The 14,642-nt window shown below is 44.4% G+C and carries 12 protein-coding genes, 1 tRNA gene and 1 pseudogene; 13 read left to right on the top strand and 1 reads right to left on the bottom strand.

The window, feature by feature from the left end; translation table 11 throughout:
• Positions 1 to 80: 80 nt before the first annotated feature.
• From LPH68_RS23770 to LPH68_RS23740, 7 genes are all read left to right on the top strand, one after another.
• Positions 81 to 3,287, top strand: coding sequence for a TonB-dependent receptor (locus LPH68_RS23770; protein ID WP_009038716.1), 3,207 nt, complete (start codon positions 81 to 83; stop codon positions 3,285 to 3,287).
• Between the two features lie 11 nt (positions 3,288 to 3,298).
• Complete coding sequence (locus tag LPH68_RS23765) at positions 3,299 to 4,774, top strand: RagB/SusD family nutrient uptake outer membrane protein (protein WP_004317283.1); 1,476 nt, start codon at positions 3,299 to 3,301, stop codon at positions 4,772 to 4,774.
• Positions 4,775 to 4,807: 33 nt separating this feature from the next.
• Entirely contained in the window at positions 4,808 to 6,190 is a 1,383-nt protein-coding gene (locus LPH68_RS23760; RefSeq protein WP_032841856.1) for a DUF5016 domain-containing protein, read from the top strand.
• Between the two features lie 38 nt (positions 6,191 to 6,228).
• Positions 6,229 to 8,739: a family 20 glycosylhydrolase gene (locus LPH68_RS23755; RefSeq protein ID WP_008641233.1), complete on the top strand. Its 2,511-nt coding sequence runs from the start codon at positions 6,229 to 6,231 to the stop codon at positions 8,737 to 8,739.
• 21 nt (positions 8,740 to 8,760) lie between these two features.
• Positions 8,761 to 10,389 carry a beta-N-acetylhexosaminidase gene (locus LPH68_RS23750; RefSeq protein WP_008641248.1) on the top strand — a complete coding sequence of 543 codons (1,629 nt, stop codon included), beginning with the start codon at positions 8,761 to 8,763 and terminating at the stop codon, positions 10,387 to 10,389.
• A gap of 21 nt (positions 10,390 to 10,410) precedes the next feature.
• Positions 10,411 to 11,541 carry an acyltransferase family protein gene (locus LPH68_RS23745; RefSeq protein WP_230297174.1) on the top strand — a complete coding sequence of 377 codons (1,131 nt, stop codon included), beginning with the start codon at positions 10,411 to 10,413 and terminating at the stop codon, positions 11,539 to 11,541.
• Between the two features lie 354 nt (positions 11,542 to 11,895).
• A complete protein-coding gene (locus tag LPH68_RS23740) occupies positions 11,896 to 12,108 on the top strand; it encodes a hypothetical protein (RefSeq protein ID WP_149949473.1) in 213 nt (70 codons plus the stop codon).
• Between the two features lie 412 nt (positions 12,109 to 12,520).
• On the opposite strand, the gene LPH68_RS23735 is transcribed toward LPH68_RS23740, so the two are convergent.
• Positions 12,521 to 12,961: a helix-turn-helix transcriptional regulator gene (locus LPH68_RS23735; RefSeq protein ID WP_149949474.1), complete on the bottom strand. Its 441-nt coding sequence runs from the start codon at positions 12,959 to 12,961 to the stop codon at positions 12,521 to 12,523.
• A gap of 148 nt (positions 12,962 to 13,109) precedes the next feature.
• Between LPH68_RS23735 and LPH68_RS23730 the strand changes: the two genes are divergently transcribed.
• From LPH68_RS23730 to LPH68_RS23705, 6 genes and pseudogenes are all read left to right on the top strand, one after another.
• Positions 13,110 to 13,322, top strand: coding sequence for a hypothetical protein (locus LPH68_RS23730; protein ID WP_008667097.1), 213 nt, complete (start codon positions 13,110 to 13,112; stop codon positions 13,320 to 13,322).
• The gene (locus tag LPH68_RS23725) at positions 13,322 to 13,516 is read left to right on the top strand and encodes a hypothetical protein (protein WP_004325640.1); all 195 of its coding nucleotides are present in this window, start codon (positions 13,322 to 13,324) and stop codon (positions 13,514 to 13,516) included. The genes LPH68_RS23730 and LPH68_RS23725 overlap by 1 nt, the downstream gene beginning before the upstream one ends.
• Positions 13,517 to 13,523: 7 nt before the next feature.
• A tRNA-OTHER gene (locus LPH68_RS23720) sits at positions 13,524 to 13,606 on the top strand.
• A gap of 28 nt (positions 13,607 to 13,634) precedes the next feature.
• Complete coding sequence (locus LPH68_RS23715; protein WP_149949475.1) at positions 13,635 to 13,856, top strand: ArsR family transcriptional regulator; 222 nt, start codon at positions 13,635 to 13,637, stop codon at positions 13,854 to 13,856.
• Positions 13,825 to 14,046, top strand: coding sequence for a hypothetical protein (locus LPH68_RS23710; RefSeq protein WP_149949508.1), 222 nt, complete (start codon positions 13,825 to 13,827; stop codon positions 14,044 to 14,046). The genes LPH68_RS23715 and LPH68_RS23710 overlap by 32 nt, the downstream gene beginning before the upstream one ends.
• Positions 14,047 to 14,061: 15 nt before the next feature.
• A pseudogene (locus LPH68_RS23705) lies at positions 14,062 to 14,642 on the top strand (kinase); the annotation flags it as partial.

Below are 14,642 nucleotides of genomic sequence, written 5' to 3'. Positions count from 1 at the left end.
GCATACGAGATTAGCCATGGTCTCGTGGGCTCGGAGATGTGTATAAGAGACAGCAATTACATATCATATTAAGGCTTGTTATGTTCTGTTGTATCTTGTTGTTTGTGTCTCAAGAGGTAAGTGCGCAGATCACTTTCTCTGTAAAGAATCAGACAATACGCCAGACGATACGAGTAATTGAGAAGAAGGCTGATTACAGCTTCTTTTATACGGATAAGCTTCCCGGATTGGATCAAAAGATTTCATTGAAAGTGGACAATGAAAGTATCGATTCGGTTTTAGAAAAAGTTTTCAAAGGGTCACCTATTAGTTATAAGATAGAATCGGGCAAGCAAGTAGTGCTTACCCTGAAAACCGAACAAAACGCCTCCCAGAAAGGAGATAAGAAAACAATAACCGGTGTTGTAGCCGATCGGAGGGGGGAACCTTTGATTGGTGTTACCGTGAGAGTGGAAGGAGAGAATATTGGGACCGCTACTGACATCGACGGACGTTTCTCTTTGGAAGCTCCCATAGGGGCAAAAATCAGTTTCTCCTATATCGGTTACGTTTCCCAGTCTCATACGGTCAATAAACAGAACATCTATAATGTGTCTTTGAGCGAAGATTCGCAAGTGCTGGAAGAAGTTGTCGTGGTGGGATACGGTTCTATGAAACGGAAAGATATTACGACGGCAGTATCTGTGGTTTCTACGGCAGATATTGAAGAGCGTCCGATCATGACAGCCGCACAAGCCATTCAGGGAAAAGCAGCCGGTATTCAAGTTGTGCAGCCATCGGGTATGCCGGGTTCCGGGGTGACCATCCGGGTGAGAGGTGCTACTTCCGTGCAGGCATCCAATGAGCCGTTGTATGTGGTAGATGGTTTGCCGTCGGATGATATTTCGAATATCAGTCCGAACGATATTGAAAGTATGCAAATCCTGAAAGATGCTTCATCAGCAGCTATTTATGGAGCACGTGCGGCAAACGGAGTGGTGTTGATTACGACCAAGAGGGGAAAGATCGGTGCACCGCAGGTGAAAATGAGTGCTTATGTGGGTTTTTCTAAATTAGGTAAGAAGATAGATGCCTTGAATACAGAGCAATATAAAGACTTGATGAAAGACTTGAAAGCTGTTTCGGATGTTGCTCCCAATATCCCTGAAAATGAAACACGCTATGTGGACTGGACTGATTTATTCTTCGGTACGGGTGTTAATCAGAACTATCAATTATCCGTGGCAAATGGAACCGAGAAATTACAATATTTTGTATCCGGAGGTTATTCTGACGAACAAGGTATTGTGGAGAAAGCACATTTCAACCGATATAATTTCCGTGCGAATTTGGATAGTGAGCAGACAAAATGGTTAAAGATGGCACTCAACTTTGCGTATTCGCATACAGGAGGACAATGGGTGAACGAAAGCCGCAGTTCTTTGCGTGCCGGTTCCATCTTGTCCGTAGTGAATACTCCTCCGTTTATGCAGAAGTGGAACCCGTATGATCCGAACGAATACGACGAACAGGCTTATGGTGCACGTATTCTGAATCCGCTGGCTGCCAATGCTGCGGACAGCAACACGAATACAGATCATATTAATGGTTCGCTCGGCTTTACGGTTGATATATACAAAGGTCTGAAATTCAAAACAACTTTTGGCATTGAACTGACTAATGAACACTGGGATTATTATCTGGACCCGATTTCAACTTCGGACGGACGCGGTACAAAAGGACGTGTGGAAGAGAGTTTCTCACGAAACTTCGAATGGCTGTTTGAGAATTTGCTAACCTATGATTGTTCCTTCAACAAACATAACCTTTCCATCTTGGGAGGAGCCACCCAACAGCGTGCACAATATAACGCATCCTGGATGGCTGGTTTCGATCTGGCAGAGTCTTATCCTGATATTCATTCCATCAGTGCCGCCAATCAGTTGGATAAAGACGCTTGTGGTTCTTCCGCCTCCGCATGGACGCTGGCCTCTTTTTTAGGTCGCATAGCGTACAATTATGACAGCCGTTATTTGCTGACGGTCAACTTCCGTGCCGACGGTTCTTCCCGTTTTGCTCCGGGACACCGTTGGGGTACTTTTCCTTCTGTTTCGGCAGGTTGGAGAATTTCAAGCGAAAAGTTTATGCAACCTTTGCAAGACATCGTAACCGATTTGAAGCTACGTGCCGGATGGGGTATGAACGGTAACCAGGGCGGTTTTGGAAACTACGCTTACATGGCTTCCATGAGTGCTAGTAAACTACCGGTTTCAGAAGGTAACTTATACCCGGGACTTGCCATCAGACCCGGTTCGGCAGCCAATAAAGAACTGACTTGGGAAAAAACAAGCCAGTGGAATCTGGGTCTCGACCTGACAATGTTTGATTCCCGTTTATCCTTCTCGGTGGACGCTTACTACAAAAAAACAACCGACTTACTACTGACAGTCAGCCTGCCGGAGAATGTAGTGCCAAGCAGTGTGACAAGAAACGATGGTGAAATGGTGAATAAAGGTATGGAGTTCACTGTCTCTTCCCAGAATTTGAAAGGCAACTTCCAGTGGAATACCGATTTCAATATCTCTTTCAACCGGAATAAGTTGACGAAGCTCGGCTTGAATAAAGTCTATTATTATGCTGAAATGTATGAATCCAAGGAGAAAGCTGTCATCCTGAAAGAAGGTCTTCCATTGGGAACATTCTTTGGATATATATCAGAAGGCGTCGATCCGGAAACTGGAAATATCATCTATCGTGACCTGAATGGTAACGGCTTTATCGATCCGGAAGATCGCACTACCTTGGGAAATGCCCAGCCTAAGTTCATATATGGTATGACGAATACATTCTCGTATGCCGGCTTCGACCTGTCTGTTTTCTTGCAGGGAAGTCAGGGCAATAAAATTTTTAATGCGTCACGCATCGATATGGAAGGTATGACCGACTTTAGAAACCAGTCGGTTCGTGTATTGGATCGTTGGAAACGACCGGGTATGATTACCAATGTCCCCCGCGTTGGTAATACAGAGAACAATCACAACTCCTCCCGTTTTGTAGAAGACGGATCTTATTTGCGCTTGAAAACAGTCACTTTGTCCTATAATTTCCCTAAGAAATGGTTGAATAAAATACATCTGTCCAGATTGCAGGCTTACGTCACCGGACAGAATCTTTTCACGTTGACAAAATACAAGGGATACGATCCTGAAGTAAATGCTTTTGGCGGCGACTCCGTTGCCCAAGGAGTGGACTATGGTACTTATCCTCAATCGAGGGCGGTAATTTTTGGTTTGAATGTTGAATTTTAATAGGTGCGAAAATGAAAAACATAATAAAGTTAGCTTATGTCGTACTCTGCGTCTTAGTCGTTTCATGCAGTAATTTTCTGGATGAGAAACCGCAATCGGATTTTATGCAGGAGGGTACCGGAACGGAAGATCAGGAGTCTAAATACGGAAGTCTGGCAGATGCGCAAGCCGAGTTGCAAGGTGCGTATGAAAGCTTTAAGGCAGATATATTCCAGTCGGAAAATTACACCATTGGAGATGTACAATCCGATAATTGCTATATTGGTGGAGACGGCGTGGCCGAACAAGAATTTGATTTGTTGAAGCTGACTTCTACCAATTATAAGGTAGAATTGGTCTGGTCACAGTATTATTCAATGGCTGGCACTGCAACCAGTGTGATTGAAAATACGAAAATGATGGATCCTGCCTCTACCGTAGCAGAAGAGCGTAATCGGGTCATCGCAGAAGCAAAATTCTTGCGGGCATGGGCCTATTTCGATATCGTCCGTTTATGGGGAGACGCTCCGATGGTGTTGGATTTGATTCCGACCATTACAGCCGAGAATCTGGATAAATGGTATCCGGTGATGTATCCTGAACGTTCTGTCGCAGATAAAATCTACGACCAGATACTGGATGATCTGAACGAAGAAAATACCATTCGTTACCTGGTAAGCAAAAATAAAGGAGTTTTCCAGGCCACCAAAGGCGCCGCTTATGCTTTGCGTGCCAAGGTGTTGGCAACCAGAGGAGAGAAATCAACACGCGACTATGCCAAAGTGGTTGAAGCTTGCGACAAAGTGATAGCAGAGGGTTATACGCTGGTCGGCAACTTTGATGAGTTGTGGCAACCTGACAAGAAATTCTCTTCCGAAAGTATCTTTGAAGTCTATTACACCTCTGATGCTCCCAACTGGGCTTATTGGGTGTTGCTGAAAGAAGACGACGGTTCGGTGACCTGGAGACGTTATTGTACGCCTACTCATGACTTGGTTGCTAAATTCGACAAGGAGAAAGATACCCGTTATGCATCCAGTATCCTTTGGAAATCGGTTCCTTATGACACCTATTGGCCGGCGGACAGTTATCCGTTGTCTTATAAAATTCGCGAGAAGACTTCCAACATTATTCTGATGCGATTGGCGGATATACTCCTGTTGAAAGCCGAAGCACTGGTAGAGTTAGACCGCACTCCGGAAGCGATTCGAATCGTGAACGGCATTAGAGAACGTGCGGGCTTTGCTCCCTCTTCTCTGGATGAGAATATGGGACAGGCTAGGGGCCGCTTGGCGGTAGAGAATGAACGTCAATTGGAGTTGTATATGGAAGGTCAGCGTTGGTTTGACCTGGTACGTAATAACCGTTTGCTGGAAGTGATGCAGAAACATAAAGACAAAGATGGCAGATTGCTGTTTGCAGGTTTGCAGGCTTTCCGGCAGTTGTGGCCGATTCCTCAAGGAGAGAAAGATAAAAACACCAATCTGACTCAAAATGAAGGTTATTAATGAAAAGAGGAACGTAAAATTTTAAAAGAAAAAATGATGAAACACAATAATCTGTTTTTATGGTTGCTGGGGCTAACCGTTTGCTGGCTGGCTTCATGTAGCGAAGAAGATGGTCGGGTGAAGTATCCATATTCATGTCCTGAACTATCAGGACTACAATTCTCGACTACCGATCAGACTCCTGCTGCCGATTCTCTTTATTTCTCTGTAAAAATCCACGATCCGGAGACTCCTTTGTCTACGCTGGAAGTGAAATTGATGGTGGGTGAAACCTTGGTAAGTTCGCAGTCGATTCGTACGAAAGGCACTGATGTGTCGATTGTTGAGAAAGGAATTTATATCCCGTTTGAGGCTGACCTGGAAGAGAATCAGGAGGCTAAAGTAGTATTGACTGCCATCAATGTGGAAGGTAGTGAAGTCACTCAAACGTTTGATTTCCATATCGTCCGTCCACAGATTCCGGAAGTGCTCTATCTTCACTATAACGGTGAGGTGGTAGAAATGACCCGGAGCGCAGAGAATCCTTATCTGTATCTAACGGAAGTTTCCGGCTCGGAAGAGGGCTATCCGATGGAGCTAACCGGAAAAATCTCCACTACGGAATCATTGGACGATGCGCAATTGATTTGGGGAGCTGCTGAAAAGAGTAATACAGCTGTCCTTATTGAAGCGTCGGGACCCAGCTTTGCCTTTGATTACCGGGATTGGTTTGTTGAACAGATCACTTTCGACGTGATGACTTTTAAACTGGGTGTCGTCGGTTTCCAGAAGAACCTGAAAATTAAAGAAACCGAGTTGATAGCCAGTGAAGGATTGTTCCGTGCCCAGATTAGTTTTACTCAAGGTGAAGAATTTGAAATGAGTGGATTTGAAGATGTGGAACATGCTTACAACCGCGACTTCTTTAGCTATAATCCGGACAATGGTAAGTTTACCTTCCTGCGCAAATCGGGAACTTGGGAAATATACTATTCTTCTAAATTCAATTATATTTGGGTTGCACGGATGAGTGATACCGCACCTACTTGTTTCTGGTTGGTAGGACACGGATTCACTTGTGCTCCTGTCTGGAACGAGGCTTACAATAGCGGAGGCTGGAATTTGGAAGATATATCACAGTTGGGATATATTGTGCCGATTGGTGAACAAAAATATCAAACTACTGTGTATTTGAGTAACACTCATGAATGGGAGTCTTTCGAAATCGAAATTTACAGCGATTTGCAATGGAATAAAGATAAAGGTATGGAGTTGCAAGCAGGTTCGTTGTCCGGTGATACGGATGGAATTGAAATATCGGCTTCCAATGGAATAACGAGTGGCGACGGCTTCGTACCTGGCTATTACCGTCTGACTTTCGATACTTCGCAGGGAGTAGGCAAAGAAACATTGCACATCGAACGATTGAGTGATTAATGTCTGAAAGAGTGATATATAGAAAAATAGGAAAGCCTATGAGAAATATACTATATATGATAGGGGGAAGTCTGTGTCTCCTGCTGTTCATGACTGGCTGTAAATCGGCTGACGGGGCGAAAGCCCCCGTGTCATTGACTTGGGAGATGGGAGCTGCCGAAGTGCAGCCCGGTTACTATGAGAACTCATTTATCCTGAAGAATATATCAGATGTTCCTTTGGGAAAGGACTGGATCATCTATTATTCGCAGTTGCCTCGTGAGATTCTTCAAGACGAATCTGCATCGGTCAAGGTAGAGGTCGTAAATGCGAACTTCTTCCGGATGTATCCGGCGGAAAACTTCCAGCCATTGGCACCGGGAGATTCGCTGATTGTGACGTTCTGTTGTACCAACGGACTGAAAAAACTGTCATATGCTCCCGAAGGTACTTACTGGGTGAGTCAGGCAGGCGGCAAGCAAGGTACTCCCTTGCCTGTCGAACTGACCATACAGCCGCTACAAGGAATGGAGACGGAAGACTGGTATCCCGCACCTGATAAGATATATGCTTCAAACTTGGCGTTAGAAACTACTGCCAAGTTGCAACAAACTGATATTTTCCCGTCAGTAAAGGAAGCGTTTCCGGCTATCGGTAAAGAAAACGTTATCATAGAAAATAAGGTGAGACTGACTTTTCATCCCGATTTTGCCAACGAAGCAGGATTGTTGAAAGAAAAATTGGAAACACTTTATGGGTTGGAAGTCATTTCCGAAGCACCGGTAACGGTTCATCTGGATTATTTGCCGCAACAGGAGACGGCTGCGAATGACGAATACTACCGGATGGACACAGGAAATAGTCTGATAAATATTTCAGCTCCTACGTCACACGGCATTTTCAATGGCACGCAAACCTTGCTCTCTCTCTTGAAAGGACAAGAGAAACCGTTCCGTTTGGAAGCTGTATCTATCCGTGACTATCCCGACTTGCCGTATCGCGGACAAATGCTGGATATTGCCAGAAACTTCACGACGGCAGACCAATTAAAGAAGCTGATAGACGCCATCTCTTCTTATAAACTGAACGTGCTGCATTTCCACTTTTCGGATGATGAAGGTTGGCGTCTTCAGATTCCCGGTTTGGAAGAACTAACCTCGGTCGGTGCACGTCGGGGACACACCACGGATGAACTGGAATGTTTGTATCCGGGCTACGATGGCAACTATGATCCGTCTGCGCCTACCTCCGGTAACGGATATTATACTCGTGAAGAGTTTATAGATTTATTGCGTTATGCAGCTCAAAGACATGTGCGTGTAATCCCGGAAATAGAGTCTCCGGGGCATGCACGGGCGGCAATAGTGTCCATGAAAGCACGTTATCATAAATATATAAACACCGATCCTGAAAAGGCTGTCGAATATTTGTTGAGTGACGCGCAAGATACTTCCCGCTATGTTTCCGCACAGTCTTATACGGATAACGTGATGAATGTGGCATTACCCTCCACGTATCGGTTTATGGAAAAAGTGATTCGTGAGCTGATGGCTATGTATGAAGAAGCGGAGGTACCTTTGACTACCATTCACTTGGGAGGCGATGAAGTGCCTGATGGAGCTTGGATGGGTTCACCTGTCTGCCGGGCGTTTATGGATGAACATGGAATGACGAGTGCGCATGAACTGTCCGAATACTACATCACGAAGATGGCAGACTATCTGCAACAATATCATGTGCAGTTCAGTGGCTGGCAGGAAGCTGCGTTGGGACATTCGGAGGCTACCGACCGCCATTTGAACAGGCTTGCGGCAGGAGTATATTGCTGGAATACAGTTCCCGAATGGGAAGCGGACGAAATACCTTATCAGGTAGCCAACAAAGGCTATCCGGTGATCCTCTGCAACGTGAACAACTTCTATCTGGATTTGGCCTATGATGCTCACCCCGATGAAAGAGGGCTCTCGTGGGCCGGATATGTGGATGAATCTAAAGGCTTTTCCATGCTTCCATATCACATCTATCGCTCTTCGCGTACTGATATGGCTGGCAATCCGGTCGATTTAGGTATTGCGGAAAGAGGAAAAACAGTTTTGACCGCATCCGGCAAGGAGCGTATCCAAGGAGTACAAGCGCAATTGTTTGCAGAAACGATCCGTGATTTCAAGTGGGTGGAATATTATACCTTTCCTAAAATCCTCGGACTGGTAGAACGCGGGTGGAATGCTTTTCCCGCTTGGAGTATGCTGGCAGGAGAGAAAGAACAGCAGGCTTTCAATAAAGCGCTGGCTTTGTTCTATTCGAAAGCGAGTGAGAAGGAAATGCCCCATTGGGCGTCCCGAAACATTAACTTCCGTTTGCCTCATCCCGGACTTTGCCTCAAAGAAGGCAAGCTCTATGCCAACACTCCCATCCGGGGAGGGGAGATACGCTATACGACCGATGGAGCGGAACCAACTCTTGATTCAGCGCTTTGGGAAGCTCCCATAGCCTGTGATGCTTCGGTTGTGAAAGCTAAACTGTTTTATTTAAACAAAGAAAGTGTGACAAGCACTCTCAAAGTAAATTAATCCACAAAAAGTAGATAAGTTATGAACTATGATAAGATAAAAAGAAGCGGTATATTATTCCTGTTGGGAATAGGTGCGATCACATCGTTGTCGTGCAATGACAATGATAATGGAGGGTATCCGGAACGGGTACCGACCCGCCTGTCGGTAATGCCTTTGCCGGAAAGAGTTGATTATAAAGAATCGGTGGTCACTCTTCCGCAGAATGTGACTGTTAGCCAGAATATTCCGACTTCTACGTCACAACTGTTGAAATCCACGCTGGAAGAGAAACTGTCTCTTTCCGCGAGTGACGCTTCCAACGATCATGCCTTTATCCGGGTGAAACAAGAATCTGATCTGGCCAAAGAAGCCTATCGTCTGACCGTAACCAAAGAGGGGGCCTGCATCTATTATTCGACGGAAACCGGACTTCTTTGGGGAATCCAGACGTTGAGGCAAGCACTCGAACAAGCTAATTTCTTCACTTCGGGAAACTCGAAATATCTTCCGATGGTAGATATAAAGGATGCTCCCAAATACGACTGGCGCGGATTCCATATCGATGTGGTACGGCACATGTTTACGGTTGATTATCTGAAAAAGGTGATAGACTGTCTGTCTTTCTACAAGATAAACAAGCTCCACTTGCATTTGACCGACGATCAGGGCTGGCGCATCGAAGTGAAAAAATATCCTTTACTGACGCAGGAGGGAAGCTGGCGTGACTTCGACGAGTATGACAAGAGATGCGTAGAGCTTTCCCAACAAGATTATAACTACGAGATAGATCCTCGTTTTGTGAGAAATGGTTCGCAATATGGTGGTCATTATACACAAGAAGAGATGAAAGGCTTGGTGAGTTACGCATTGGAAAGAGGTATTGATATTGTTCCCGAAATAGATATGCCAGGGCATTTCTCGGCGGCTATCAAAGTGTATCCCGAACTGTCGTGTACGGGAGAAGCTGGTTGGGGAGAAGAATTTTCTTATCCTATTTGCCCTTCCCGGCCGGAAAACTATCAGTTTGTGCAATCTATCATTGATGAAATGGTCGAAATCTTTCCTTCGGAATATTTCCATATAGGAGCTGACGAGGTGGAAAAGGATAACTGGGAGCAGTGTGAAGTCTGTCAGCAGTTGATGCAACAGGAAGGTTATCAGAAAGTGGATGAATTGCAAAACCGCTTTGTGAAGATAATGACGAACTATGTGAAGGGTAAAGGTAAGAAAGTGATGGGATGGGACGATGCTTTTCTTGAGAAAGATCCACAAGACCTGATCTATACCTATTGGCGTGACTGGCTGCCCGACCAGCCGGGAAAGATTACCCAGAAAGGTTATCCGATTGTATTTATGGAGTGGTCTCGTTTCTATTTGAGCGCAACGCCTTCGGACGAAGGATTAAGCTCTTTGTATAACTTCGAGTTCGAACCCCAGTTTCCTAGTATTGTGAAGCAGAATGTATTAGGCTTCCAAGCCTGTGTCTGGACGGAAATGATTCCCAATGAGCGGAAGTTCGGTCAGCATGTTTTCCCTTCTCTTCAGGCCTTTTCAGAATTGGCGTGGGGAAGTGACCGCAACTGGATTGATTTCACCAATCGCCTGAAATGGCATATTAAATGGTTGAATGAGAATGGATTTTACTTCACCAAACCGGGATTTATTTAATCCCGGTGTCATCAGAACGATATGAAATCAGAACGTTTACTTTCATTAGACGTGCTTCGGGGAATCACCATTGTCGGAATGATTTTGGTGAACAACCCCGGGACGTGGGAGTCTGTTTATGCGCCCTTGCGGCATGCCGAATGGAACGGACTGACACCGACAGACCTGGTCTTCCCATTCTTTATGTTTATCATGGGTGTTTCTATGAGCTTTGCTTTATCCAGGTTCGATCATCACTTCAGCCGTAGTTTTATCACCAAACTGGTGCGGCGCACAGTGATTTTATTCTTGTTGGGACTTTTCCTTTCCTGGTTTTCGTTGGTGTGTGCGGGGGTGGAACAGCCTTTCTCACAGATACGTATTCTAGGTGTGTTGCAACGGCTGGCGTTAGCTTACTTCTTTGGTTCCTTGTTGATTATGAGTGTCCGGCGTCCGGCAAATCTGGCATGGATCTCCGCGATTATTCTGATAGGCTATATTGTCTTGTTGGCTTTGGGGAACGGCTTTGAACTATCCGAGCAGAATATTATTGCCGTTACAGACCGAACATTGTTCGGAGAAACTCATCTGTATCGGGAGTGGTTGCCGGACGGCGGACGTATCTTTTTCGATCCGGAAGGGCTGTTAAGTACCTTGCCGTGTATTGCGCAAGTGATAATAGGTTATTTCTGCGGAAATATCTTGCGGGAGAAGACAGAAATTCATCACCGGTTGTTACAGATATCCATACTTGGTATTGTTCTTTTATTTGCCGGATGGTTGCTTAGTTACGGTTGCCCGTTGAATAAAAAAGTATGGAGTCCGACTTTTGTCTTGGTAACCTGTGGTTTTGCTTCTTTATTTCTTGTGCTTCTCACCTGGCTTATTGATATTCGTAAAAAACAGAAATGGGCGTATCCTTTCCATGTTTTTGGCACGAATCCGTTGTTCATCTATGTGGTGGCCGGCGTGTTGGCTACTCTACTCGAGGTTATCACAGTTAGTGGAATTAGTCTGCAAGGGAAGGTTTATACCTCCATCCTGCTTATTCTTCCCGACGCTTATTTGGCCTCTCTGATTTACGGTCTTCTGTTTATCGGATTCAATTATTTGATTGTGTGGGGCTTGTATAAGGGGGGAAAAACGAAACGTGTCAATATGCGGTCGGCTTGAAAATGACTGATTGCTTTGGTTCTCAAAGCGTTATGATGGAGTAGGGGAGAGTGACCTACAAAAACGAGACGTTTACATCGGTTTACATTGGGCTTACATTTGAGCCCCGTTTGAACGCCGTTCAAATGAAATGCTTTACATTGAAGGTGGGATAGGGGAGATTTCGGTAGTGTTGTCGCCAGTTGCTCTCCATGCGCCTTTTCTGATCAACTCTCATGTACAAAGATAATCAAACGGCCCGGTTTATGCAAGTGGAGTAGGGAAGTGTATGGTACTCTTTCCTATTTATTTTATTAAAATTATTCCATATAGGTGATATTTGGTATATTTGCAGCAAAATAAATGCAATATACTATGACTAAAGTTATCCATGTACACCTGATTTATGAGAAAAAGAACCTCTATTTCGGCAGTATTTCCGCCATATTTGACACTTTGACGGAGAGTGAGGTCGGTATCACCAAAAGCAGCCTGTTACATGCCGGTTTGACCGATGGAACCGTGAAATACACGAAACGTGCGATGATTATCCAGTCGCACTTGATAAAGACTACCAGAAAGGTCTAAAACGGCCTTAGAACGTCTATAAAGCCGCTTTTTGCGGCTTTTTTTATGTCTTTTGGGTGGTAGCCTTTTCAAATAGTATATCTGAAAGAAGCTGCTACTTATTTGAACGGTTTGAACGGGCGGAAAAATGGAGAGGTTATTCGTTTGCTTATTCATTTGCTTATTCATTTAGGCTATTGCAAAAACGAAACGTTTTGATTGCTTATTCGTTTGGTTATTCATTTTGGGCTTATTTTTTTGCGATTTGCCTATCTATACAATATAAATAGGGCTTATTTTTGTTTGTTTTTAAACTATTTGAGGGAGTAAACAATACATTGATAATATTTATTTACTCCCCTGTATTTTAAAATATTGTGCTATAAATCAATATTTTAATTCTTTTTGCCCCCTTTACCCCATAAAACGCATTTTATCCGACATCTGCAAGTGTTGAACTCTCCGCACCTGAAACACGCCCCGCACTTTCCTGTTTGAGTTGCACGATAGTATGTTTTAGGATACCTATTTCTTCTGCTTGCTCTCTAATAATTGTATCTTTTTGAGATATTAGGTCTAAAAGTTTATCCTCTATTGCTGATGCATGAGGATTAGGATGTTCTTTATTATCCGATAGAACTTCTCCCCTACTCTCTGAATTTACAAATAAATCAAATTGATTTATATTGTAAGTCTCAATGAATTTATCAAGAAATTGATCTGTAATATTTCTCGCGCCGCTCATTAATGAGTTAATGTATTGAGGAAGAACATCTAATTGGCGTGCTATATCAGCTTTAGACATTCCTCCTGATTGTAGTTTATCTACTTCCTTTTTAAACCATTTACTTTTTAAAATCGAAATTTTTTCCATTATAGCGCAAAAAGATTTATAAATGTTTTGATAATAAATCAAATTGATTTATATTTGCAGCGTGTTCAAAATGTGAACGCCGCCTCAAATCTACAAAAAAGGCTTGAGGTGACAATGAGAAATATAAAAAGAAGAAAAATAGAAGGTTATGAAACGGTATTATTTTGAATTGACAGATCGGAGTTATAATGACCTGGGGGCTTTTATTCCGGATGGGTACAGCAAGGAAGTGGCTGTCAGGCAAGCAAAGAGGTGGATGGCAGAAAACAGTATAGTATTAGCCACCCTTATCGTGAATAGCCTAAGAACATCTAACGTGTTGGATGTAATTAATATTGATATACTTAAAACGAAGATATAATGGAAGCAAAATTTAAAAAGGGACAAAGTGTGAGAATCACCAAGAGGAACGGTGAAGTCATTGATGGTGTAATCCGCGATTGGGACTATAACATTTGTACTTTCGGTCGTGAATATAATGTCGATTATATGAAAGATGGCCAGGTTTGGACTGTGATATGTGTTCCGGAGGATGCCATACAAGAACTCCGATAGATTTCCGGGGCAGTTAGTTCAGTTGGTAGAACACGCCAAACTCCCGCAAGGGAGAGGCCATGGTCCGCGGTTCGAGTCCGCGACTGCCCGCTACAATAATTTAACTTATCAGCGAATTATGAAAGAACGAATAGTCGTAGAATACAGCGAGGTGGGTAAGATAGCCGGTTTGCTGGGTTGTTCCCGGGAAATGGTTTCCCATTCCCTTGCATTCCGCAAGAACAGCAAGTTGGCCCGTTCCATCCGCAAGCTCGCTATCGAGCGTGGTGGTATCAAGGTAGGTGGTAACTCTCAAAAGAAAGATGACGATGAAAAGAGGCCTGATGACACTGTTCGGTGACCAGCTGTGCTGGTTCATCCGTCTGAACCGGAAACAGCGCCTTTGTGTGCTTTATTTCTGTCTGAGTTTCGGGATTCTGCTTTCCGTGGTCTTTGACCACCCGCTGCCGGAGTTTCTCGTAGTGTTGAACTTCGGGGTTTCAGCGCGGCTGATAAAGAGGCATGTCCCGTTGAGTGCTTTAGAGGAGTGATAATCAAGTTGGAAGATGGAATATTTTGATAATATATTGTGTGTAACTTACAAGGAATTGTTGGGTATAATGCCCAAAGGTACCTTGAACACCCAATTGTCCCGTGATAAACTTGAGGTTGTTTCCCGTGGCGGTGGTGAAGGCGGTCATGCTTTGTATTCCTATTCCTCCCTTCCCGAGAAATACAAGAAACGTTGGGTTGAGCGTCATGGCGAGCCCGAGAAACAGATGCGAGAGGAAATGATCCGTAACATAGTGAAGAAAGACGAGAAGGCCGAGAACTTTTTCGAGGATTACCGTTACGACAAGAACGGTGAGCTGGTCGCCCTTCCCGAGGATGTGAAGAAGGAATACACCTGGAACGCTTCGGTGCTTAACGCGCTGATGGAAGAGTTCAAACGCTTGAGTTCATCCAATAACAAGCTGACCGGTTTCCGCCGCAACCTTTGGGAGCTTCTGCTTGTCACGAGTGAGGAATGGCGTCCGGTGTACGGGCATAGTCTTCCGGGCAGTGTGGGCCGTTTGAAAGCCCTGATAAACAAGTTCCGTCCCGACAACTACGGTGTGCTTGTGAGCGGTAAATACGGCAACAGCAA

This window comes from Bacteroides sp. 1_1_30 (assembly GCF_020982715.1).
GTDB classification, from domain to species: Bacteria; Bacteroidota; Bacteroidia; order Bacteroidales; family Bacteroidaceae; genus Bacteroides; species Bacteroides xylanisolvens.
Note: the sequence above shows the minus strand (reverse complement) of the source record. Positions and strands in the feature narration are given on the sequence as shown.

Excerpts from the sequence above, each read along its gene's own strand:
- LPH68_RS23760 (WP_032841856.1), top strand. The coding sequence starts at position 4,808 with ATGATGAAACACAATAATCTGTTTTTATGGTTGCTGGGGCTAACCGTT.
- LPH68_RS23725 (WP_004325640.1), top strand. The coding sequence starts at position 13,322 with ATGGAAGCAAAATTTAAAAAGGGACAAAGTGTGAGAATCACCAAGAGG.
- LPH68_RS23745 (WP_230297174.1), top strand. The coding sequence starts at position 10,411 with ATGAAATCAGAACGTTTACTTTCATTAGACGTGCTTCGGGGAATCACC.
- LPH68_RS23765 (WP_004317283.1), top strand. The coding sequence starts at position 3,299 with ATGAAAAACATAATAAAGTTAGCTTATGTCGTACTCTGCGTCTTAGTC.
- LPH68_RS23735 (WP_149949474.1), bottom strand. The coding sequence starts at position 12,961 with ATGGAAAAAATTTCGATTTTAAAAAGTAAATGGTTTAAAAAGGAAGTA.
- LPH68_RS23740 (WP_149949473.1), top strand. The coding sequence starts at position 11,896 with ATGACTAAAGTTATCCATGTACACCTGATTTATGAGAAAAAGAACCTC.
- LPH68_RS23730 (WP_008667097.1), top strand. The coding sequence starts at position 13,110 with ATGAAACGGTATTATTTTGAATTGACAGATCGGAGTTATAATGACCTG.
- LPH68_RS23750 (WP_008641248.1), top strand. The coding sequence starts at position 8,761 with ATGAACTATGATAAGATAAAAAGAAGCGGTATATTATTCCTGTTGGGA.
- LPH68_RS23770 (WP_009038716.1), top strand. The coding sequence starts at position 81 with ATGTTCTGTTGTATCTTGTTGTTTGTGTCTCAAGAGGTAAGTGCGCAG.
- LPH68_RS23715 (WP_149949475.1), top strand. The coding sequence starts at position 13,635 with ATGAAAGAACGAATAGTCGTAGAATACAGCGAGGTGGGTAAGATAGCC.
- LPH68_RS23755 (WP_008641233.1), top strand. The coding sequence starts at position 6,229 with ATGAGAAATATACTATATATGATAGGGGGAAGTCTGTGTCTCCTGCTG.
- LPH68_RS23710 (WP_149949508.1), top strand. The coding sequence starts at position 13,825 with ATGAAAAGAGGCCTGATGACACTGTTCGGTGACCAGCTGTGCTGGTTC.